The 21,784-nt window shown below is 42.0% G+C and carries 20 protein-coding genes and 1 other annotated feature; of the genes, 18 read left to right on the forward strand and 2 right to left on the reverse strand.

The window, feature by feature from the left end:
* Positions 1-16 precede the first annotated feature (16 nt).
* The 9 genes from polA (at position 17) to MKY84_RS07185 (ending at position 11,069) form a co-directional block, all read left to right on the forward strand.
* A complete protein-coding gene (gene polA / locus MKY84_RS07145; protein ID WP_342525120.1) occupies positions 17-2,644 on the forward strand; it encodes a DNA polymerase I in 2,628 nt (875 codons plus the stop codon).
* Positions 2,645-2,656: 12 nt separating this feature from the next.
* A complete protein-coding gene (mutM, locus tag MKY84_RS07150) occupies positions 2,657-3,529 on the forward strand; it encodes a bifunctional DNA-formamidopyrimidine glycosylase/DNA-(apurinic or apyrimidinic site) lyase (protein WP_342525121.1) in 873 nt (290 codons plus the stop codon).
* 9 nt (positions 3,530-3,538) lie between these two features.
* Positions 3,539-4,141, forward strand: coding sequence for a dephospho-CoA kinase (gene coaE, locus MKY84_RS07155; RefSeq protein WP_342525122.1), 603 nt, complete (start codon positions 3,539-3,541; stop codon positions 4,139-4,141).
* Between the two features lie 111 nt (positions 4,142-4,252).
* Positions 4,253-5,272, forward strand: coding sequence for a glyceraldehyde-3-phosphate dehydrogenase (locus MKY84_RS07160; protein WP_342525123.1), 1,020 nt, complete (start codon positions 4,253-4,255; stop codon positions 5,270-5,272).
* 1,385 nt (positions 5,273-6,657) lie between these two features.
* Entirely contained in the window at positions 6,658-7,032 is a 375-nt protein-coding gene (gene speD, locus MKY84_RS07165) for an adenosylmethionine decarboxylase (RefSeq protein WP_342525124.1), read from the forward strand.
* A gap of 101 nt (positions 7,033-7,133) precedes the next feature.
* The gene (nrdR, locus tag MKY84_RS07170; RefSeq protein ID WP_342525125.1) at positions 7,134-7,601 is read left to right on the forward strand and encodes a transcriptional regulator NrdR; all 468 of its coding nucleotides are present in this window, start codon (positions 7,134-7,136) and stop codon (positions 7,599-7,601) included.
* 15 nt (positions 7,602-7,616) lie between these two features.
* Positions 7,617-8,957, forward strand: a complete 1,341-nt coding sequence (locus MKY84_RS07175; RefSeq protein WP_342525126.1) for a DnaD domain protein — start codon at positions 7,617-7,619, stop codon at positions 8,955-8,957.
* A 5-nt stretch (positions 8,958-8,962) separates the two neighbouring features.
* Complete coding sequence (gene dnaI, locus MKY84_RS07180; RefSeq protein WP_342525127.1) at positions 8,963-9,907, forward strand: primosomal protein DnaI; 945 nt, start codon at positions 8,963-8,965, stop codon at positions 9,905-9,907.
* Between the two features lie 94 nt (positions 9,908-10,001).
* Positions 10,002-11,069, forward strand: a complete 1,068-nt coding sequence (locus MKY84_RS07185) for a Fe(3+) ABC transporter substrate-binding protein (RefSeq protein WP_342525128.1) — start codon at positions 10,002-10,004, stop codon at positions 11,067-11,069.
* Positions 11,070-11,175: 106 nt separating this feature from the next.
* On the opposite strand, the gene MKY84_RS07190 is transcribed toward MKY84_RS07185, so the two are convergent.
* A complete protein-coding gene (locus MKY84_RS07190) occupies positions 11,176-12,738 on the reverse strand; it encodes an IS1182 family transposase (protein ID WP_342525129.1) in 1,563 nt (520 codons plus the stop codon).
* A gap of 509 nt (positions 12,739-13,247) precedes the next feature.
* On the opposite strand from MKY84_RS07190, the gene MKY84_RS07195 reads away from it, so the two are divergent.
* The 7 genes from MKY84_RS07195 to MKY84_RS07225 all read left to right on the forward strand — a co-directional run bounded on the left by MKY84_RS07195 (position 13,248) and on the right by MKY84_RS07225 (position 19,575).
* Complete coding sequence (locus tag MKY84_RS07195; RefSeq protein WP_342528863.1) at positions 13,248-14,807, forward strand: iron ABC transporter permease; 1,560 nt, start codon at positions 13,248-13,250, stop codon at positions 14,805-14,807.
* Positions 14,804-15,517, forward strand: a complete 714-nt coding sequence (locus MKY84_RS07200; protein ID WP_342525130.1) for an ABC transporter ATP-binding protein — start codon at positions 14,804-14,806, stop codon at positions 15,515-15,517. Before MKY84_RS07195 ends, MKY84_RS07200 begins: the two co-directional genes overlap by 4 nt.
* A gap of 314 nt (positions 15,518-15,831) precedes the next feature.
* Positions 15,832-17,775 carry a threonine--tRNA ligase gene (gene thrS / locus MKY84_RS07205; RefSeq protein WP_342525131.1) on the forward strand — a complete coding sequence of 648 codons (1,944 nt, stop codon included), beginning with the start codon at positions 15,832-15,834 and terminating at the stop codon, positions 17,773-17,775.
* Between the two features lie 44 nt (positions 17,776-17,819).
* Positions 17,820-17,959 (forward strand) — a sequence feature (ribosomal protein L20 leader region).
* A gap of 67 nt (positions 17,960-18,026) precedes the next feature.
* Positions 18,027-18,545 carry a translation initiation factor IF-3 gene (gene infC, locus MKY84_RS07210; RefSeq protein WP_342528864.1) on the forward strand — a complete coding sequence of 173 codons (519 nt, stop codon included), beginning with the start codon at positions 18,027-18,029 and terminating at the stop codon, positions 18,543-18,545.
* 31 nt (positions 18,546-18,576) lie between these two features.
* A complete protein-coding gene (gene rpmI, locus MKY84_RS07215; protein WP_094944135.1) occupies positions 18,577-18,777 on the forward strand; it encodes a 50S ribosomal protein L35 in 201 nt (66 codons plus the stop codon).
* A gap of 36 nt (positions 18,778-18,813) precedes the next feature.
* Positions 18,814-19,173, forward strand: a complete 360-nt coding sequence (rplT, locus tag MKY84_RS07220) for a 50S ribosomal protein L20 (RefSeq protein WP_342525134.1) — start codon at positions 18,814-18,816, stop codon at positions 19,171-19,173.
* 141 nt (positions 19,174-19,314) lie between these two features.
* Complete coding sequence (locus MKY84_RS07225; RefSeq protein ID WP_342525136.1) at positions 19,315-19,575, forward strand: DUF1294 domain-containing protein; 261 nt, start codon at positions 19,315-19,317, stop codon at positions 19,573-19,575.
* A gap of 13 nt (positions 19,576-19,588) precedes the next feature.
* Here MKY84_RS07225 and MKY84_RS07230 read toward each other — a convergent pair whose 3' ends face one another.
* Positions 19,589-19,978, reverse strand: coding sequence for a sigma-w pathway protein ysdB (locus MKY84_RS07230; RefSeq protein ID WP_342525139.1), 390 nt, complete (start codon positions 19,976-19,978; stop codon positions 19,589-19,591).
* Positions 19,979-20,069: 91 nt separating this feature from the next.
* On the opposite strand from MKY84_RS07230, the gene MKY84_RS07235 reads away from it, so the two are divergent.
* Together MKY84_RS07235 and MKY84_RS07240 are read left to right on the forward strand one after the other, a co-directional pair.
* The gene (locus tag MKY84_RS07235; RefSeq protein ID WP_342525140.1) at positions 20,070-20,558 is read left to right on the forward strand and encodes a dUTP diphosphatase; all 489 of its coding nucleotides are present in this window, start codon (positions 20,070-20,072) and stop codon (positions 20,556-20,558) included.
* Between the two features lie 66 nt (positions 20,559-20,624).
* Positions 20,625-21,713, forward strand: a complete 1,089-nt coding sequence (locus tag MKY84_RS07240; RefSeq protein WP_342525141.1) for a M42 family metallopeptidase — start codon at positions 20,625-20,627, stop codon at positions 21,711-21,713.
* Positions 21,714-21,784 lie beyond the last annotated feature (71 nt).

Genomic DNA, 21,784 nt, shown 5'->3' on the forward strand with positions numbered 1-21,784 from the left:
AAAAGGAGTGACAGTAGTGACTAATCAAAAAGTAGTACTTGTAGATGGCAATAGTTTAGCGTATCGTGCATTCTTTGCACTTCCTCTATTGACTAATGAACAAGGGATTCATACAAATGCAACATACGGTTTTACGATAATGCTTCAAAAGATAGTAGAAGAAGAAAAGCCGACCCACATGCTCATCGCTTGGGACGCTGGGAAAACGACTTTCAGGCATGCCACGTTTTCAGAATACAAAGGAGGACGTCAAAAAACGCCACCTGAACTTTCTGAGCAATTCGCCTATATTCGCAAATTGGTAGAGGCCTACAACATTCCACAATATGAACTTGATCAATACGAAGCCGATGATATTATCGGAACACTTTCCTTGCAAGCAGAACAAGCAGGGTACGAAACCATTATCATCAGTGGAGACAAAGATTTAACGCAATTAGCTAGCGACAGCACAACTGTTCAAATCACACGCAAAGGTATTACAGACTTAGAACATTATACGCCTTCCCATATTCAAGAAAAGTACGGATTAACACCTCTTCAAATTATCGATATGAAAGGGTTAATGGGAGATGCATCTGATAATATTCCAGGTGTTCCGGGTGTTGGTGAAAAGACAGCTATTAAACTTTTAGCGGCGCATCAGTCTGTCGAAGGAGTTTATCAACATATTGACGAGATGAAAGCGTCTAAAATGAAAGAGAAATTAGTGGCAAATGAAGAACTTGCCTACATTAGTAAACAACTCGCCACAATTGAACGTGCAGCACCCGTCCAGATCACGTTAGACTCTCTAGCTTATTCTGGACCTGAGATGGAGGCAGTACATGCCATTTGGCAACAGCTGCAATTCAAAACGCTTCTTGAAAAGTCTTCCTTTGAGACCGAATCAAAAGAACTGGAAGCCATTAATTTTGAGGTTGTTTCAGAATGGACAGAGGCTCATTTTGAAGAGGATATGACACTTCACATCGAACTATTTTCTGAACACTACCATACTGCCGAAGTGTTAGCGGTCGTTTTATCTACCGACAAAAAGAGATACGTGATGCAGGGAGATTCTTCGTTTTCACAACCAGCTTTTAAACGTTATTTAGAAGATGTTACTAAAGAAAAGCGCTGTTACGATGTTAAAGCGTTTCAAGCTGTCTCTAAACGATTTGGCTGCGAGTTGAAAGGAGCTAGCTTTGATTTATTATTAGCGGCTTACATTTCAGATCCTTCCATTTCATCTTCCCAAGACCTTGCCTCACTTGCCAAGCACTTCGGTTATTCAGAAGTGGATGAAGACGAAGCAGTATACGGGAAAGGTGCCAAAAAGAAAGCACCTGCGGAAGATGAGCTCTTTCACCATGCCATTCGCAAAGCCGATGCTGTGTGGAAATTGAAGAGTCCAGTAGAAGACAAATTAAAGGAAAATAAACAGTACGATTTGTACCACGATCTAGAATTGCCGCTGGCTAGTGTTTTAGGAGAAATGGAATCGTTTGGCGTAAAAGTGGACCGAAAAACACTAGAAGATATGGGAGTCGCTCTTCGTGGTCGCCTAGAACAAATTGAAATTCGTATTCACCAAATGGCCGGTCAAGAGTTCAATATTAATTCACCTAAACAACTTGGCGTCATTTTATTTGAAAAGATTGGCTTAACACCTATCAAGAAGACAAAGACAGGATACTCCACAGCAGCCGATGTCTTAGAAAAATTGCAAGGTGAGCATGAAATCATCGCTGAGATTTTACTCTACCGACAATTAATGAAACTTCAGTCTACCTATATTGAGGGCCTACTTAAAGAAATTCATGAAGATGGTAAAGTGCATACCCGCTACCAACAAGCGCTGACATCGACTGGGCGTCTAAGTTCAATAAATCCGAATTTGCAGAACATACCTATTCGAATCGAAGAAGGAAGAAAAATTCGTCAAGCGTTTGTGCCCTCTGAAAAAGACTGGGTTCTATTTGCGGCAGATTACTCTCAAATCGAACTACGTGTCATGGCGCATATGTCTCAAGATGAAAAACTTGTTCGTGCATTCCAAGAAGACCGGGATATTCACACTCAAACGGCAATGGACGTTTTCAATGTAAAAGCGGAAGATGTCGATGCCAATATGCGTCGCGCAGCAAAGGCAGTAAACTTCGGTATCATTTATGGGATTAGTGATTATGGATTGTCTCAGAGTCTGACAATCACGCGTAAAGAAGCCGCCACATTTATTGATAATTATTTAACTAGCTTCCCAGGTGTCAAACAATTTATGGACGATGCCATTTCAGAAGCGAAAAAGCACGGGTTTGTTACCACTCTTATGAATCGCCGTCGCTACTTACCAGAAATCACAAGTTCAAACTTCAACTTACGTGGTTTTGCAGAGCGTACAGCAATGAATACGCCAATTCAAGGTAGTGCAGCAGACATCATTAAAAAAGCGATGATTGATATGGATCGTGAACTTGAGTCACGAGGATTGCGCACAAAAATGTTACTTCAAGTGCATGATGAATTGATTTTCGAGGTGCCTTTAGATGAATTAGAGCAAATTCAACAGTTAGTTCCTCAAGTGATGGAGCACGCTGTAGAACTATCCGTACCACTAAAAGTTGACTATGCGCATGGATCCACATGGTATGAAACAAAATAAGGAGGGATCACCATGCCTGAACTACCAGAAGTCGAGGGCGTCGTCGAATCTCTTCGCCCCTTTGTAGTTGATCAAACTATTTTATCTGTTCAGATCTCGGAACAACTTTTGAAAAGTCATCAGCAGGGAAAACAAGCCATCATCAAAGGGGAGTCACCCGCTGATTTTGCTCAACAAGTGACCGGTTATCGCATCACAGCTTTAACTCGTCGTTCAAAATACATGTTTTTTGAGTTAATGGATGGCGAAGGTGCCGCACTATTAGTCGGTCACCTTGGCATGACGGGGGCTTGGTTCCCCGTCCATGAACTTAGTGAGATTACAGAAACAAAGTTTCGCAACCATGTGCATGTCATTTTTCAATTGTCTGGCGGCTATTCACTGGTCTACTCAGACATCCGAAGATTTGGTGAGATGCGTTTATTAAATCAAGTTGAAGATCATCCGCCTCTAATGTTAATGGCACCAGAGCCATTTTCTGAGGAAGGGTTGCCTCATTACTTAGCCATGGCTAAGCTTTCAAAATACAAGTCCAAACCAATCAAGGCATTTATTATGGATGGACATGTTATTTCAGGCTGTGGCAATATCTATGCAACTGAGGCACTTTTCCGAATGAAAATTCATCCAAATCGACAGGTCAGTCGCATTTCAGAAAAAAGTAGAATAGAATTATATAAAGCAATAGTAGAAGTGTTGCAAGAGAGTATTAACCGTGGAGGCAGCAGCATATCCGATTACCGCAATGTCAACGGTGGAGCGGGAAGTATGCAACATTTTCTTAAAATGTATGGCAAGAAAGTTTGTCCAGTCTGTGAGACGCCAACAAAACAACTAGTGATTGGCGGCAGAACATCGACGTATTGCCCGAACTGTCAGAAATAGGAGGTCCCCATGATAATAGGTTTAACGGGAAGTATCGCCACAGGAAAGAGCACAGTGGCGAAGCGCTTAAAAGAACATGGACTGCCGATTGTAGATGCGGACGTCATTGCTCGAGATGTAGTAGAGCCAGGTACGACAACACTTCAAAAAATCAAAGAGGCATTTGGTGAACAAGCCATTCATTCAGACGGCACGATGAACCGTGAAGAAGTTGGAAAACAAATTTTTGGAGATGCTGCAAAGCGACAATTGCTGAACAGCATCATCCATCCTGCAATACGACAAGAAATGCTGCGCCAAAAAGACCTACATCTAGCACAAGGTAAAAAAATCGTGATTTTAGATATCCCACTATTATTTGAAAGTAAGCTGGAGCATTTTGTCGATCGAATTTTAGTCGTCGCTACCACTCCCGAGATTCAACTTCGCCGTCTAATCGCGAGGAATAACCTTTCCGAGGAAGAAGCTGTCTCCCGTATTGCCTCACAAATTTCTATTACAGACAAAGTAGAGTGGGCAGATGAAGTCATTTGGAACAATGACACTTTGGAACAATTACATGATGAAATCGATCGTCTCGTCACAAAATGGAGACGAGAGGAGTCAGAATAATAGAACTTTTTGTGAACATAGGGATTAGTGCACCACTACTACTCTAATGTGCTATACTAATTGCATATTAAGTGAATTAGTATCACATAGTTAACAGGAGGAACGGTATATATGACAGCTTCTATTGCGATTAATGGTTTTGGACGAATTGGACGGATGGTATTCCGCCAGGCAATTTTAAAGGATGACATTTCAATTGTGGCAATCAATGCTAGTTACCCAGTCGAAACACTCGCACATCTCATTCGTTACGATTCAGTTCATGGAACATTCCAAGGGGAAGTCGAAACGGCTGAAAATGCGCTTATCGTAAATGGAAAGCGCATACAAATTGTGAGCGATCGCAATCCGGCTAACTTACCTTGGCATGATCTTGGCGTAGATATCGTAATCGAAGCAACAGGGAAGTTCAATGAACGTTCTGGAGCTGCACTTCACCTAGAAGCTGGCGCTAAGAAAGTCATCTTAACGGCTCCTGGTAAGAATGAGGATATCACTGTTGTACTTGGAGTAAATGATGACAAGCTAGATTTAGAAAAGCATGATGTCATTTCCAATGCAAGCTGTACAACGAACTGTTTAGCTCCTGTAGCAAAAGTATTAAACGATGAATTCGGCATTGTAAATGGTTTAATGACAACGGTTCATGCCTATACAAATGACCAAAATAACTTGGACAACCCGCACAAAGATCTTCGTCGTGCACGTGCATGTGCTCAGTCGATCATTCCTACTTCAACAGGTGCTGCAAAAGCATTGACACTTGTTCTACCTGAATTACAAGGCAAAGTACACGGTTTGGCACTTCGCGTTCCAACTCCAAACGTTTCTCTTGTAGATTTAGTTGTAGACGTTGAACGTGACGTAACGGTTGAAGAAGTAAACCTAGCTTTCGAAAAAGCTGCTGCCGGTTCAATGAATGGCATCTTAGCGATCACTCAAGACCCATTAGTTTCTGTTGATTTCAACACGACAACTGCTTCTGCAACTGTCGATGGGTTAACGACTATGGTAATTGGTGAGCGTAAAGTGAAAGTTTTGGCTTGGTACGACAACGAGTGGGGCTATTCAGCTCGCGTGGTTGATCTAACACAAAAAGTTGCAAAATCTTTAGAAGCTATCACAGCATAAGCTAATGAATCTTGAGTCCTTCTCATTTGAGAGGGGCTTTTTTCTTAGGGTTTAGATGGCGTTGAAATCCCTCCAATTAGAAAACCTTACTTCAAGAGAAGGTTACTAAATCAATTTAAGTAAGATCTGAAATCCCTCTAGCTAGAACACCTTTCTCCCAGAGAAGTTAAATAAATTAATCTAAGTTAGATTTGAAATCCCTCCAGCCAGAACACCATTTCCTAGGGGAGTTTCTTCGAGCCTCCCCACGTCAGACGAAAGGAGAGCACTTTCGTCTGCGTTGCCGGGTCTCGGTAAAACTCAGTTGGCCAGGGAAATGGTAACCTGGCTTCCGGGATTTCAATTTGATTAAGGTAGTGGCATTGAATCCGTGATGAGCGAATTGTACGCTGTGATGAAGGATAAAACGATTCTGATGAGTGATTGATCCATTTTGATGATCGATTAAATCATTGATGAGCGATTACTACCTGGTGATGAAGGGAAAAACAATTCTGATGAGTGATTAATCCATTCTGATGAGTGATTAATCCATTCTGATGATCGATTAGATCAGTGATGACTGAGAAAATGATTTCGATGAACACTCCTCTGAGACTAAACCACTTTAAATGGTCAAGATCTTACTAGTAAGGGCTTTAAGTAATACAGAAGTTGCCTTATAAATCTATGTGCAGTAATCTCGCTGACCTATAAGGTGAATGTTCACAATCTAAATCAGGCCTTGCGTTAGCACAGCCTGCCACCTACTAAGTCAAGTTCGAATGAACTAGTTCTAATAAATATTCAACTAGAGGCAGAGCCGACTCACCATCATTGAAACTCACAACTTCCTGAAAAAAAGAACTTCAACCAGCTGGATGCAACTGGAGAAGCTTGTGTAAGCTCGAACTAAGAAGATTCGCGCCTGTGGCCCACTCTGAAAAGAGAGGGCCACAGGTCCTTTTCGTTCTTAATTTGAACTTGTAAGCAAGCTTCGGAAGATGCCTCCGGATTAGAAGAAGTTTTTGGCCCAGTCCTTTTCGTTCTTAATTTGATATTAAAAGCAAGCTTCGGAAGATGCCTCCGGATTAGAAGAAGTTCTTGGCCCAGTCCTTTTTGTTCTAAATTTGAACTAAAAAACAAGCTTTGTAAATGCAACTGGATTAGAAGAAGTTCATGTTCTAATTTTTTTCGCTCTTAATGCAATCTTCAAAGAAGGAACTTAAGCTCAGAAAAATTAAATTTGTTTGTAACTTTTTATTGCAATTCCCACACAAGCCCCCTATAATGAAAATCGTGCTAAAAAAGCACCGGCTACTTAAAGGGTTAGGACCTCTCTGGACTAACTTTCCCCCGTGGTAGTCACTTTGATTAAAAAATCCAGTCAAAGGGGGAAACGGACATTGGAAACAATGGGACGTCACATCATTGCTGAACTGTGGGAATGTGATTTTGACAAACTGAATGATATGAACTTTATTGAACAAACTTTTGTAGATGCTGCACTGAAATCAGGTGCGGAAGTTCGCGAAGTTGCATTTCATAAATTTGCACCTCAAGGTGTAAGTGGAGTGGTCATCATTTCAGAGTCACACTTAACGATCCACAGCTTTCCGGAACATGGCTACGCTAGTATCGACGTATACACATGCGGTGACCTAGATCCAACAATTGCAGCCAATTACATAGCCGAAGCACTGAACGCGAAGACTCGCGAACTGATGGAGCTTCCACGCGGTATGGGTCCAGTTGCAGCCAAATCATTACAAACTGTTTAAACTACAAGCAGAGGGGAGACTCCCTCTGCTTTTTCTGTGGATGCAGAACTGCATCAACTTTAGTATAATGAATGAAATACGAGCAAATAGGAGCGTAAACTATGAGATGTCCTTCCTGCCAATACAATGGCACGAAAGTAGTCGATTCCCGGCCAGTCGATGAAAATAAATCGATACGCAGAAGACGAGAATGCGAGCAATGTGGCTTCCGCTTCACTACATTTGAAAAAGTTGAAGAAACACCCTTAATTGTTGTTAAAAAGGACGGTTCACGAGAAGAGTTCAGTCGAGAAAAAATGTTACGTGGCCTTATTCGGGCCTGTGAAAAACGACCAGTCACTCTTGAACAATTAGAAGAAGTAGTGTTTACGATTGAAAAAGAGTTACGACGCACAGGTAATTCTGAAGTCAAATCAGAACATGTCGGTGAACAAGTGATGGAGAAGTTGGCAGCGGTCGACGAAGTAGCCTATGTCCGTTTTGCCTCGGTTTACCGCCAGTTCAAAGATATTAATGTCTTCATGGAAGAAGTGCGCGAATTATTAAAGCGTAACCCATCCCAAAACTAGAAAGGGGGAGAGCAGATGTTACACAAAGAATTGCAACCAATGGATACATTTAAAACACGTGTCGCTGCTCCTCTTTCCAGTGAAGACCTTCAGACGATCACGATGCTCTATCAACCGCTCATTGGGCCTGAAGCGTTTACGCTCTATCAGCAGCTATGGACAATGAACGATGTGAAAGATACGGAATATAATCACTACACTTTGATGAATGCCCTATCAGTTCCCATTAAGCGAATCTTTGAAGCCCGAGCGCACTTAGAGGCTATTGGGCTTTTGCGCACATGGCGCGCGCAATCGGACGATTCACAAAGATTTTATTACGAAATTCAAAAGCCGTTAACGCCTCATGCCTTTTTTGCCGATCCTCTCCTTTCCATATTTTTGTGGAACAAGGTAGGGGATTATGGCTATCGTCAATTAGAAGGCCGTTATAAGCAAAACGTGCAGTGGAAAATGAATACCGAAGAAATCACCCGCACATTTACAGATGTCTTTCAACCGAATTTAAAGCAAACGAAGGTACCAGGTGGCATTGAAACGCCGGCAAGTGGTAGCTATGAGTTTGATCATGATTTTGATTTTCAGCTTTTACTCGATGGCTTGAGCGAGCATATGCTGCCTAGAAAATTACTGACACTTGAAATCAAACAATTGATAGCCAAACTTGCTTTTTTATATGGTTTTTCACCTCTCGACATGCAAAAGATCATTTTGTTAGCTGTGGATGATCCAACGGTTATTTCAACGGAACGCTTGAAGAAATCTTGTGAAGATTACTTTAAATTAAAGGCTTCCCAACCTGTTTCTCTTCGATCAGTTAGTGCGGCACCAGCTGTTGAGGAACCAACTCAACAAGAAGCAAGTTCTGAAAAACAGTCAAAAGAAAGAGAATATCTTGCCTATCTTGAAACCAGTTCACCGCTTGATGTTCTGCGTGACAGTGCAGGAGGGAAAGAACCGTTTCCTGCAGATATTGAACTTGTGAATCGCTTTGCTACTGTTTATGAGATGCCTGTCGGCGTGGTCAATGTGTTGATTCAATACGTGATGCTTCGTACAGATATGAAGCTGACCAAAAGCTTCGCTGAAAAGATTGCTTCTCACTGGGTGAGAAAAAATGTGAAAACGGCTAAAGAAGCAATGCAATTGGCTCGGCAAGAACATTCGCAGTACATGAAGTGGAAAAATGGAGAGACCACGCAGTCTTCTTCCGGGAAGCCATATAAGCGACAAGAAAAAGTTCCGGAGTGGTTGGATAAAAAATCAACAGCCAAAAAGCCAAAAGATTCAACCTTTGATATTGAAGCAGAACGTCAAAAGTTGCTTGCAGAAATTAGCGCAACGAAAGGCCGGTGAGTGATGTGGAACCCATTAATCGAACATTGAAGAGAATGATCACAAATCCTTCATTTGCAACTCGAATGGAAGAAATGAAAAAAGAAGTAGTGGAAAATCGGGATGTCCAAGATTTTCTGCAAGCTCATTCATCTGAAGTATCACCCGCAGTCTTAGAAACAAGTATGAGCAAGTTATATGAATATATTGAACAAACACATGACTGTGACAGGTGTCCAAATGTAGCAGGTTGTGTCAATTTAATTAAAGGGTTTGAACCGAAGCTCGTCATGGGGAGAGGTCGAATCGAATTAGATTATTTAAGGTGCCGAAACGGACGCATTGAAGACGAGCGACAATCTATTTCTGCAATGATTCACAGCATGCACATGCCAAAGGATGTACTAGCAGCCACATTTTCTAATGTGGAATTAAATGATGAATCTCGTTTCTTAGCACTTCGAGCGGCCAATAATTTTATTAAATCGTATAAAGAGACACACTCCCTTCCGGAAAAAGGTTTTTATGTTCATGGACCGTTTGGTGTTGGGAAGTCCTATATTTTAGGCGCTATCGCGAATGAGCTGGCTGATCTTCAAATTGCCACGGTTCTCGTCTACGTGCCAGAATTTTTACGTGAAATGCGTCAGTCTATCCAAGAAAATTCGCTAGCTGAAAAAATGGAGGTCGTGAAAAATGCGCCTGTTTTGATGCTCGATGATCTAGGAGCTGAAACGATGTCTAGTTGGACACGCGATGATATCATTGGCACGATTTTGCAGCATCGCATGGCACAAGGTTTACCAACATTCATCTCTTCGAATTTCACTTATGATGAACTGAAGCATCACTTTACAACCACGCAACGTGGTGAGAAGGAACCTGTCAAAGCAGGTCGTATTCTTGAGCGTATCAAAGCGCTAACAACTCCAATTGAATTGCAAGGAATCAACTGGCGAGAAAGTAATTAAACTTTTTCGCTTTTTTTGTTGATTTTCATTCTCAATAAGGCTATACTAGTCAATGGAAATGAAATTCATTATCAATTAGAAAAGGAGCCACATCATGAAAAAAATATTGTCACTGATTGCCATTTTGGTACTATTTCTAGCAGCATGCTCATCGAGCAACGAAACAACAGAGACAGAAACATCTACAGCACCAGAAGCAACAGAAGAATCAGGTGAAGTAAATCTTTATACGAGCCGTCACTATGATGTCGATGATGAACTTTATGCTCAGTTTACGGAAGAGACAGGAATCCAAGTAAACGTAATCAAAGGGGAAGCAGATGAGCTTCTTGAGCGTATCAAACGTGAAGGCGAAGCAACTGAAGCAGATCTTCTTTACACAGCTGACGTAGGTCGTTTGTTCCGTGCAAAAGAAGAAGGCGTTTTAGAAGCAGCGCAAAGTGATGTCCTTGCTGAACAAATTCCTGAAAAGTACCGTGACGGAGACAACCAATGGTTTGGTCTAACAAAACGTGCACGAGTATTAGTTTATAATAAAGACACAGTTCAACCAGAAGATTTGTCTACTTATGAAGCTTTAACAGAAGACGAGTGGAATGGCCGTATCTTAATCCGTTCTTCTGAGAATGTTTACAACCAATCATTACTTGCTTCATTCATCTCTATTGATGGAGAAGAAAAAGCAACTGAGTGGGCACAAGGCCTTGTGAACAACTTCGCTCGTGACCCTGAAGGTGGCGACCGTGACCAAGCAAAAGCCATTGCAGCAGGTATTGGTGATGTAGCTATCATGAACACATACTATCTAGGTCAAATGTTAAACTCTGAAGATCCAGAAGAAGTAAAAGTTGCAGAAAACCTAGGCGTCTTCTTCCCGAACCAAGAAACAACTGGAACACACGTGAACATTTCAGGTGCTGGTGTTGTTAAAGGATCGAAAAACAAAGAAAACGCAATCAAGCTTCTTGAGTTTTTATCAGCTGATGCGGCACAAGAAGTGTTTGCAGAAACTAACTATGAGTACCCAGTAAACGAAGGTGTACCAGCTTCTGAACTTCTTAAAACATGGGGTGAGTTCAAAGAGCAAGATATTCCATTGTCTGAACTTGGTACAAACAATGCTAAAACTATCATGATCTTCAACCAAGTAGGTTGGAAATAATACAACAAGAGGCTGGGACAAAACATAGCCGATAATATAAAAAATGACCATCGAGATTGATTGATGGTCATTTTTTATGGGTTTTTCTAGTATGCGGCCAGAGTTTCTACACTCTGGCCGCATATTTTCTCAAGTTCACCGCCATAAGTGCCAATCCGATATCGTTCTCGACCTTTGGTCGAGTGCGAACGGAGGCACGAGTGAAACCCAAATTAGCTTTCAAGAATCCAAAAACTGGTTCCACGTCCGTCTTGCGACGGCGATAGATAGACCCGGTCTTTTCTTCTGAAAGCTTGGTTCTCACATATTCTTTTTGTTCTTCCCAGGTGACATTCACAGACATCGTGCGATTGGTTCCCTCGTGTGCCTTTGTACACTGTGATCGGAATGGACAACCGCCACAGTCTTCCGCTCGATATACTTTAAACTGGCGTTCGAAACCAGTCTTGTCTCTGCGTACGCTCAAATGGGAGAAGTTAAGACGTTTAGAGTTAGGGCATTCATAGGAATCCGTTGTTTCGTCATAGGTCCAATTCGCTGTCTGGAATGGGTTGTTTTTATAGGCCTTCTTCTGTTCTCGAAGATACTGACCATAAGTGATGAGTGGTGTCTTTTGGCGTTTCACTAGGATGTCGTTATAGTTCGGCTCGCTGCCATAACCCGCATCCGCCACGATATGTTCAGGAAGTTCGAAGAAATCATCTTCAATTTTGTCTAGGAAAGGAACCATCGTCTTCGAGTCACTTGGATTTGGGAATACTGCATAAGCCAGAGTATATTGATTTTCTGTTGCGATCTGTAAGTTGTAGCCAGGTTTCAATTGACCGTTCCTCATATAATCATCTTTCATCCGCATGAACGTGGCATCCTTGTCAGTCTTGGAATAACTGTTTCGCTCACCCATGATCCCCAGGTCGATCTCATAACGATGTTTTCGGACAAGCATGTCCTTGATCAGTTTTAGTAGCTTCTTTGGTTCTTTTCGTTCTGATCGTATCTTCTTTCGTTTAGCCACGTCTTCGGTGGACTCGATCTGCGCCGTCTTCTCGTGGACATGCTCTTCGAGCTTGTCCGCCATCAAGGACATCTGTTCAGCCGTGAGACCTTCCTCGACCTCTAGAGCAGGCATGATGTTGGCTTTGAAAAGTTCTTCATACATCTGCTTGGATTTCTCAGTCAGGCTTGTCAGATATTTTTCTACGGCTCGTTTCCAGACGAATGTGAACTTGTTTGCGTCCGCCTCGATCTTGGTCCCATCAATGAAGATCGCATCTTGATCGATCAGGTCTTCTGCCACAAGACGATTGCGGAACTGGATGAAACATTCTTTGATGAGTGCGTTCATTGCGGGTTGTACACGGAAACGGTTGATCGTACGATAACTGGGTTGGTGTCCTTGGGCAAGCCACATGATTCTTAGGCTGTCCTTTGTCAGGTCTTCGATCTTGCGACCGGAGAATGTGGATTGGGTGTATGCACAGAGAATGATCTTCAACATCATCTTTGGGTGATAAGCTGGACAACCATTGTCACGTCGAAATTCGTGGAAGGCTTCATCGGGGATAGTCTCGACCAGACGGTCGATAGAGAAGGCGATATCATCTTTTGATAACTTCATCTCGATATCTAGAGGTAACACTAGTTGATTCATGTTATAATTTTTAAACATAAGGACACTTCTTTCGATTTGGATTTTGTTGTGGTGACTCAATTCTATCAGAAGTTGTCCTTATTTTTGTACACAAAAACGCGCGCACAGCAGAATTTTCTGCCGTGCGCGTTTTTCAATTAGAGTCTAGGTTTTGTCCCAGCCTCTTTTTTAAATTCGATGCTTCAAATCTCAAGTTATTAGTTTCCATAAAATCATTTGGGTTACTGAACAAGGAATTACGGTCGTTAAATAGAAAGGCTGGGGCTTTAAATAGACAATTACGGTCGCTAAAGGAAGTCTCCTGGGCGGTAATTCACACAAAGACTTGCGCTAACCTAACTAACTTTTTGTACATTCATCGAGAATGACTATCATTTCAGATACAACAAGCCTTTGGTCATGCTATAATGAGAATCGCGAAGAAATTGGATTTTAGAAGGGCCTGACGCCACTTGAGAAAATTTTCCTATTACTTAAACGGTTGGACCATTCTTTCTGTAATCATCGTTCTTTCCTTACTGTCGCCTATGTTGCCAATTGTTAGCGGTCTGCTGGCACCAACTAGTGAAAACTGGGAGCATATTAAAGAATACATGTTATGGAACTACATGGAGACTACTTTCTTACTCGTCTTTTATACAGCACTCGGAACGATCGTGATTGGGACTAGCCTTGCTTGGCTGATTGCTCAATACGAATTTCCGTTAAGTCGCTTTTACAAATGGGCACTCATCTTGCCACTATCGATTCCGCCATTTATTGCGGCGTATACTTACTCGGGAATGGTGAGTTATACAGGAGTAATCCAGTCGACACTTCGAAATGTATTCGATGTTCAAGTGGATCAACGCTTCTTTGATATTATGAATATCCCTGGCGCCATCTTTATTTACACGATGTTTTTATATCCCTATGTGTACACCATTACGCGAGTGTTCTTATCTCAACAAGCCGCTTCACTCGTTGAGAGCGCCAAACTACTTGGAAAAGGCCACTGGGCTATTTTTCTTCAAGTCGTGCTACCTATTTCACGGGCCGCAATTATTGGGGGAGTGAGCTTAGTGTCCCTAGAAGTGTTGAATGATTACGGAGTTGTGAAGTATTACGGCATTCAAACATTTAGTACAGCGATCTTCCAAACGTGGTTTGGTCTTGGTGATATCGATGCGGCTATCAAGCTTGCAGGTTCCTTGATGACATTTGTTGTGCTGATGCTTGTCATTGAAAAGCTGTTACGTGGGACTAAACAGTTCAGTTATTCCAATACCAAAGTAAATCCTTTACCAAAAGTGCGTTTGACGGGTTTCCGAAAATGGGGCGCATTTGGTTATGTAACGTTTATTTTCAGTCTGGCATTTTTAATCCCTGTCCTTCAACTAATCGATTGGTTCGTGTTGACGTGGGGCTCGATTCCGAATTCGGAATTTACAACATACATTCGTAATTCCGTGTATGTAGCGGGTGCTGCTGCCTTGGTTATTGTGACAGGTGCGTTGATTGTTGGAAACTTCCAACGCTTCACACGCGGTCGTATCGGCAAGATTTTACCTAAGTTCACGATTGTAGGGTACTCGATTCCAGGTGCCGTTATTGCTGTGGCAATCGTCACCATGTTTATCTGGTTGGATCTACAATTGATTCCTCTTTATCAAGCATGGGGCTTCAGTACATCACTCGTGTTGAGTACCAGTGTCGTTATGTTAATTGTGGCGTATATCGTTCGCTTCTTTGCAATCGGCTACAATGCCATTGAATCAGGTTACGACAAGATAGGGGTCAATTTTAGCCTGGCTTCTCGAATGCTTGGGGCATCTGTGACCAAAACATTCTTTAAAGTTGATATCCCGCTGTTAAAAGGAGCTATCATTTCTGGATTTATCTTAGTATTTGTTGATATTATGAAAGAAATCCCGTTGACGCTTATTTTACGCCCGTTTAATTTTGATACGCTTGCAACAAAAGCGTTCCAATATGCCAGTGACGAAAAAATCATGCAGGCAAGTCAACCGTCCATCATCATCATTGCGATGAGTGCCCTTGCCATCTTTATCTTTTACAGATTGCTCGATAAGGAGGATGCCAAATGACAATTGAAATCAAAGATGTGTGTTTTTCTTATCGCAACAGCAATGACCTAGCAATTGACCATTTCTCGATGTCGATTGAAACAGGAGAAGTCATTTCCATTCTAGGTCGCAGTGGTAGTGGGAAGAGTACGATGTTGCGCATACTGGCAGGGCTTGAAATTCCGGATAAAGGTGCTTTTCAATTGTTCGATGAAACCATGTTTGACGGAAATCACTTTGTCCAACCGGAACGACGGGGGATAGGTCTTGTGTTTCAAGATTATGCTTTGTTCCCTCATATGACAGTGTTGGATAATGTGAAATTTGGGCTGAGTAAGATGCCACGAAAAGATCGTCTCCAACGTGCCAATGAAGTACTGGATTTAGTGGAAATGGGCGAGTATAAAAAACGCTATCCCCATCAGCTGAGTGGTGGTCAACAACAACGTATTGCACTTGCACGTGCTTTAGCTCCAAAACCTAAATTGTTGTTGTTGGACGAGCCTTTTTCAAATTTGGATAAAGAACTGCAATACAAAATTCGAGAAGAATTGTATTCCATTTTAAAACGAGCGCAGATCACATCGATATTCGTGACACATGATGAAGACGATGCGCATACGATAGCTGACCGAATCGTTCGGCTTGATAAAGGGAAAATTTCAAAAATCGGACGACCTTGCGATATGTTAGGCACACCGCTCAAACGTCCCGAAGTCATTTTAAAATAAAGGTTGCGAAATACCGCTAGTATCGGTATACTAATTTTCATAATTACGTTACATGTAGTGATGAGGACACGAATTAGGAAAGGTACCATCTTAGAGAGAGAAGCCAAGGCTGAAAGCTTCTTATGGAGACCACTGATTTACCACCTCTGAACAGTATGCAAACCAATGCATACCGGCACCGGCCGTTACCCGATGTAGAGCTTCGTTTGCATCCGTGCAAACAGAAGAAGGGTGGAACCACGAATTTATTCCTCGTCCCTTTATTGGGACGGGGATTTTTTGCGTTCTGCACCATTCAAAAAGGAGAGATTCGTATGTCAGAAACTATTCAACTCATTTATCCAGACGGCGCAGTGAAGGAGTTTGCTCTTGGCACAACAATGGAAGATGTTGCGCAATCCATCAGCCCAGGCCTTCGCAAAAAGGCACTTGCTGCAAAAATTGACGGCAACCTTGTAGATTTGAAAGCACCTCTTGCTGAAGGGGGAAAAATGGAAATCATCACACCAGATGCACCGGATGCTTTAGAAATCCTGCGTCACTCATCGGCTCACCTACTTGCACAAGCGGTGAAACGTCTGTACCCAGATGCTAAGCTTGGAGTAGGTCCAGTAATCGAAGGCGGTTTCTACTACGACATCGATTCTGAACAACCAATTACTTCAGAAGACTTGCTTGTGATTGAAAAAGAAATGAAAAAGATCATCAATGAAAATGTGGCAATCACTCGCCATGACGTTTCTCGAGACGAGGCGTATGCACGTTTTTCTGAAATTGAAGATCCTTATAAATTAGAACTATTAGAAGCTATTCCGGCAGATGAGCAGGTATCTATTTATGAGCAAGGAGAATTCTTTGATCTGTGCCGTGGCGTTCACGTACCCTCAACTGGAAAGTTGAAAGAATTCAAATTGCTAAGTGTTGCTGGGGCTTATTGGAGAGGGAACAGCGATAACAAAATGCTACAACGCATTTACGGAACGGCTTTCTTCACAAAAGAAGATTTGAAAGAGCATCTTCGTCTTTTAGAAGAAGCGAAAGAGCGTGACCACCGTAAAATTGGGAAAGAATTAGATCTATTCATGAACAGTCAAAAAGTAGGTCAAGGACTACCGTTGTGGCTTCCAAAAGGAGCAACAATCCGCCGCATCATTGAACGCTATATCGTCGACAAAGAAGTACAGCTTGGGTATGACCACGTTTACACACCAATTATGGCTAGTGTTGAACTGTACAAGACAAGTGGTCACTGGGATCACTACCAAGAAAACATGTTCCCGGTTATGGCAATGGACAATGAAGAGCTGGTCCTTCGTCCTATGAACTGTCCTCACCACATGATGATCTACAAAAACGGCATTCATTCTTATAGAAACTTGCCGATTCGTATCGCGGAGCTTGGGACTATGCACCGATATGAAATGTCAGGAGCTTTATCTGGCCTGCAACGCGTTCGCGGAATGACACTAAATGACGCGCACATCTTTGTTCGTCCGGACCAGATCAAAGAAGAATTCAAGCGTGTAGTTCAGTTAATCCTTGAAGTGTACAAAGATTTCAACTTAGATGAGTACTCGTTCCGTCTATCTTACCGTGACCCGGCTGATACAGAGAAATACTTCGACGACGATCAAATGTGGGAACGTGCGCAAGGGATGTTGAAAGAGGCGATGGATGAGCTTGGTCTTGATTACTATGAGGCTGAAGGAGAAGCAGCCTTCTATGGTCCAAAGCTTGATGTGATGGTGAAGACAGCTCTTGGAAAAGAAGAGACACTGTCAACTGCACAACTTGATTTCCTACTACCAGAACGTTTTGACCTGAACTACATTGGAGAAGACGGCAAACAACATCGCCCAGTCGTTATCCACCGTGGTGTCGTTTCTACTATGGAACGTTTTGTTGCTTTCTTGATTGAAGAGTACAAAGGAGCATTCCCAACATGGTTAGCTCCTGTGCAAGTGCAGATCATTCCAGTTTCAAACGAAGTGCATCATGACTATGCGAAGCAGCTTGAAGAGAAGTTCAAATCAAAAGGCTTCCGTGTACACATCGATGATCGCGAAGAGAAACTAGGATATAAGATTCGTGAAGCACAAATGCAAAAAATTCCTTACATGCTGGTACTAGGGGATAAAGAAAAAGACGCGGGAGAAGTAAATGTCCGCAAATACGGGGAACAAAAATCAGATAGTATGGCATTTGAAGCGTTCTTAGCGCATATTGTGAAAGAAGTGCAATCATCTGTTGACAATTGATTGACCCGGTGCTATAGTTAATAAGGTTATTGAATACATGTTTGTGGTATAAGAAGAGGCTGCCCGCTTCTCACCTGTTCGACACATTGTTGACTGGTTCGCACAAGAACGACTTTCACATGCAATTTTGCATGTCGTATAGCGGCGGGCAGACAGAGATGTCTGCCCGCTTTTTATATGGGTACAAGTTGTGAATAGCAACTGCACTTCATACCCGACTTTGTATTCGCGATACTATTTGGAGGTGGATTATTATTAGCAAAGACATGTATGTAAACGAAGGCATCCGTGCTAGAGAAATTCGTGTAATTGACCAAAATGGTGATCAACTTGGACTTAAAACACGTAATGAAGCGCTCGAGATTGCTGCTCGCGTTAACTTAGACCTTGTCCTTGTGGCCCCTCAAGCCAAGCCACCTGTTGCTCGTATCATGGATTATGGTAAATTCAAGTTCGAACAGCAGAAAAAAGATCGCGAGATTCGTAAAAATCAAAAAATCGTCGTATTAAAAGAGGTTCGTTTGAGCCCTTCTATCGATGAGCATGATTTCCAAACGAAACTTCGTAATGCCATCAAGTTCCTTGAAAAAGGGGACAAAGTGAAAGCATCGATCCGATTCAAAGGCCGTGCCATCACGCATAAAGAGATTGGACAACGTGTCCTTGATCGTTTTGCTGAAGCATGTGCAGAGGTTTCTACTGTAGAGCAGAAGCCAAAAATGGACGGACGCAGCATGTTCTTGGTTTTAGCGCCAAAGAACGAGAAATAAGCCTTTAGAAATTGTTTAGGAGGAATTCGACATGCCGAAAATGAAAACTCACCGTGGAGCAGCTAAGCGCTTCAAGAAAACGGGAACTGGTAAACTTAAGCACGATCGTGCATATGGTAGCCACTTATTTGGAAACAAATCTACAAAAGCTAAGCGCAAACTTCGTAAGCTTAAAGTAGTTTCTTCAGGTGACTACAAGCGCATCCGTACATTATTAACGTACATGAAATAATTCGACTATAAATGAAATAGCAGGAGGTTGTTTAATATGCCACGTGTAAAAGGTGGATCAGTAACGCGTCAGCGTCGTAAAAAAGTCATTAAATTAGCTAAAGGATACTATGGTGCAAAGCACACACTTTATAAAGTAGCTAATCAAGCAGTTATGAAGTCTGGTATGTACGCATACCGTGACCGTCGTCAAAAGAAACGTGACTTCCGTAGATTATGGATCACGCGTATCAACGCGGCTGCACGTTTGAACGGTCTTTCTTACAGCCGTTTAATGTTCGGTTTAAAATTAGCTGGTATCGAAGTTAACCGTAAAATGTTAGCTGACCTAGCTGTAACGGATGCAACTGCATTCACTCAGTTAGCAGATGCTGCTAAAAAAGCAATGGACAAATAAGTTCAACTTTATGAGCCCTTCTTCCTTTTGGAAGAGGGGCTTTTTTGTCATTCAGCACTAGCTTCAATTAGGGAAATGAAATTCCTCTACCGTCACATACTAAGACTCTGCTACACTAAAATAAGAAGGAGGGGACTTGTCATGGAATTTATCGGACTTCTAGTCATCATCATGTCAGTTGTTGCGCTTTTTACAATGCGTTACGACAAGCAACAGGCTCGCAAAGGTGGTCAACGCGTACCAGAAAACACACTCTGGCTACTTGCACTACTCGGGGGAGGACCAGGAGCTTATGCGGGTATGCAAATGTTTCGTCATAAAACAAAGCACACATCTTTTCGTATCGGATTTTTAATGCTCGCTGTGCTACAGCTTTTTCTATTAGTTTACCTCTACAACTAAAAAAAGAGCCCGTTTACACGGACTCTCTGTAGCCTTTCATCAATTGCTCAATTGGGTTTTTCCAACTGATGACCGCATGCGGGTAACTCATCTGGATTTCTTTTTCTAAAAACAAAAAGTCTTCTCGTGTCATGCCCTGCAGCTTTGTTGTATCATGTGCCCAAACAAATATAGAGACGACATCAAAAGCGTCTTCTGTCGTTCCTAAGTATTTTTCGCCTTCAAATTTAGCGCCTTGGTAGGAAATCAAAAAATTCTTCCGAGCATTTTTGCTATCATCATAAAAATAATAGGATTCACTTTGTAAAGCGTCATCAAGTTTACGCTGGGGATCTACTAAATAACGAATCAATCGATAAAGTGCATAACCTAACACCACTAAAAGAACAAGTCGGAAAATCATGCTACCACTCCCTTTATACATAACCATTCCATTATCTATACGTACCAAATTTGATTTGGTTTCAAACTATTTAAAAAAGGTGTGAAAAAATTTGAACTTACAAAGATTAGTCTCGATGCAGAAAGAACTAGATTCTTTTATTGAACAAAAAAGAGCTATTGAAGAAGATGTTTTTGATCGCAAAGTTATAGCCCTGTTAGTGGAACTAGGGGAGCTGGCTAATGAAACACGGAGCTTCAAGTTCTGGAGTGATAAAGGCCCATCCGAGAAAGCGATTATTATCGAGGAATATGTAGATTCGATTCACTTTTTGCTCTCTATAGGTATTGAAAAGAAGTTGACGGATTCTTTAGAAGAGTGGCCGAGCGGTTTGGTCACAACCGATTTGAACCAAGCGTTTCTGATTACTTATCAAGCAATTATAGAGTTTCAACAGGCAATCAATTCAACTTCTTACAACCGTATTTGGGAAGGATACGCTGAAATCGCTAGGCTTCTAGATTTTACAACGCAAGAAGTAGTGGCAGCCTATCACGCAAAAAATGAGGTCAATTACACAAGGCAACACACGGGATATTAACTAATTGTTTACATTCTATTCAGTCTTTTCGTATAATGGGAGTAGATTGTTTAGGAGGTCGAAATAATGACGAAGCTAGATGAAACATTGACAATGCTTAAAGATTTAACAGATGCGAAAGGTATTCCCGGCAATGAGCGTGAAGCACGCCACGTAATGGAGAAATACATCACACCATTTGCAGACGAGGTTTCTTACGATAATCTAGGTAGTTTGATTGCCAAAAAGAAGGGTTCTGCTGAAGGACCAAAAATTATGGTAGCTGGTCACCTGGATGAAGTCGGTTTCATGGTTTCTCGCATTGATGACAAAGGATTTTTATTCTTCCAACCGGTTGGTGGTTGGTGGAATCAAGTAATGCTTGCTCAACGTGTTACAGTTGTAACTCGTAAAAAAGGCGATATCACGGGTGTCATTGGTTCTAAACCACCACACATCCTATCTCCAGAAGCACGAAAAAAGCCAGTGGATATTAAAGACATGTTCATCGATATCGGTGCCTCTTCTAAAGAAGAAGCGATGGAGTGGGGCATTCTACCAGGCGACATGATCGTGCCTTATTTTGAGTTCCATGTCATGAACAATGAAAAATTACTTCTCGCAAAAGCATGGGATAACCGTATTGGCTGTGCCATTGCTATTGACGTATTAAAAGGATTAAAAGGACAGGACCACCCGAACACAGTATATGGTGTGGGAACTGTTCAAGAAGAAGTAGGTCTTCGCGGAGCTAAAACAGCGGCTATGAAAGTTCAGCCGGACATCGCTTTTGCAGTTGATGTAGGTATCGCTGGTGATACACCTGGAGTAACAGCTAAAGAATCTACTTCAAAAATGGGCGAAGGTCCACAAATTGTCTTGTTCGATGCTTCTATGGTTTCTCACAAAGGGTTACGTGATCTAGTTGTGGATACTGCAGATGAAGCGGGGATCCCGTATCAGTTCGAAACAATTGCGGGCGGCGGAACAGATGCAGGTGCTATCCACTTAACGATGAACGGTGTACCGGCTGTTGCGATTGGTGTGGCAACGCGCTACATTCATTCTCATGCAGGAATTTTACATCGTGATGACTACGAAAATGCTGTAAAGCTTATTGTAGAAGTTATTAAAAAGTTGGATGCTGAGACTGTAGAAAACTTGAAATTCAATTAAATTTTAGACCCCTGGGGTTGTTTCAGTGATCGAGTTTGCTTGATTACGAACAACCGCAGGGGTTATTTTTA

This window comes from Chryseomicrobium sp. FSL W7-1435, from assembly GCF_038595005.1.
GTDB lineage: Bacteria > Bacillota > Bacilli > Bacillales_A > Planococcaceae > Chryseomicrobium.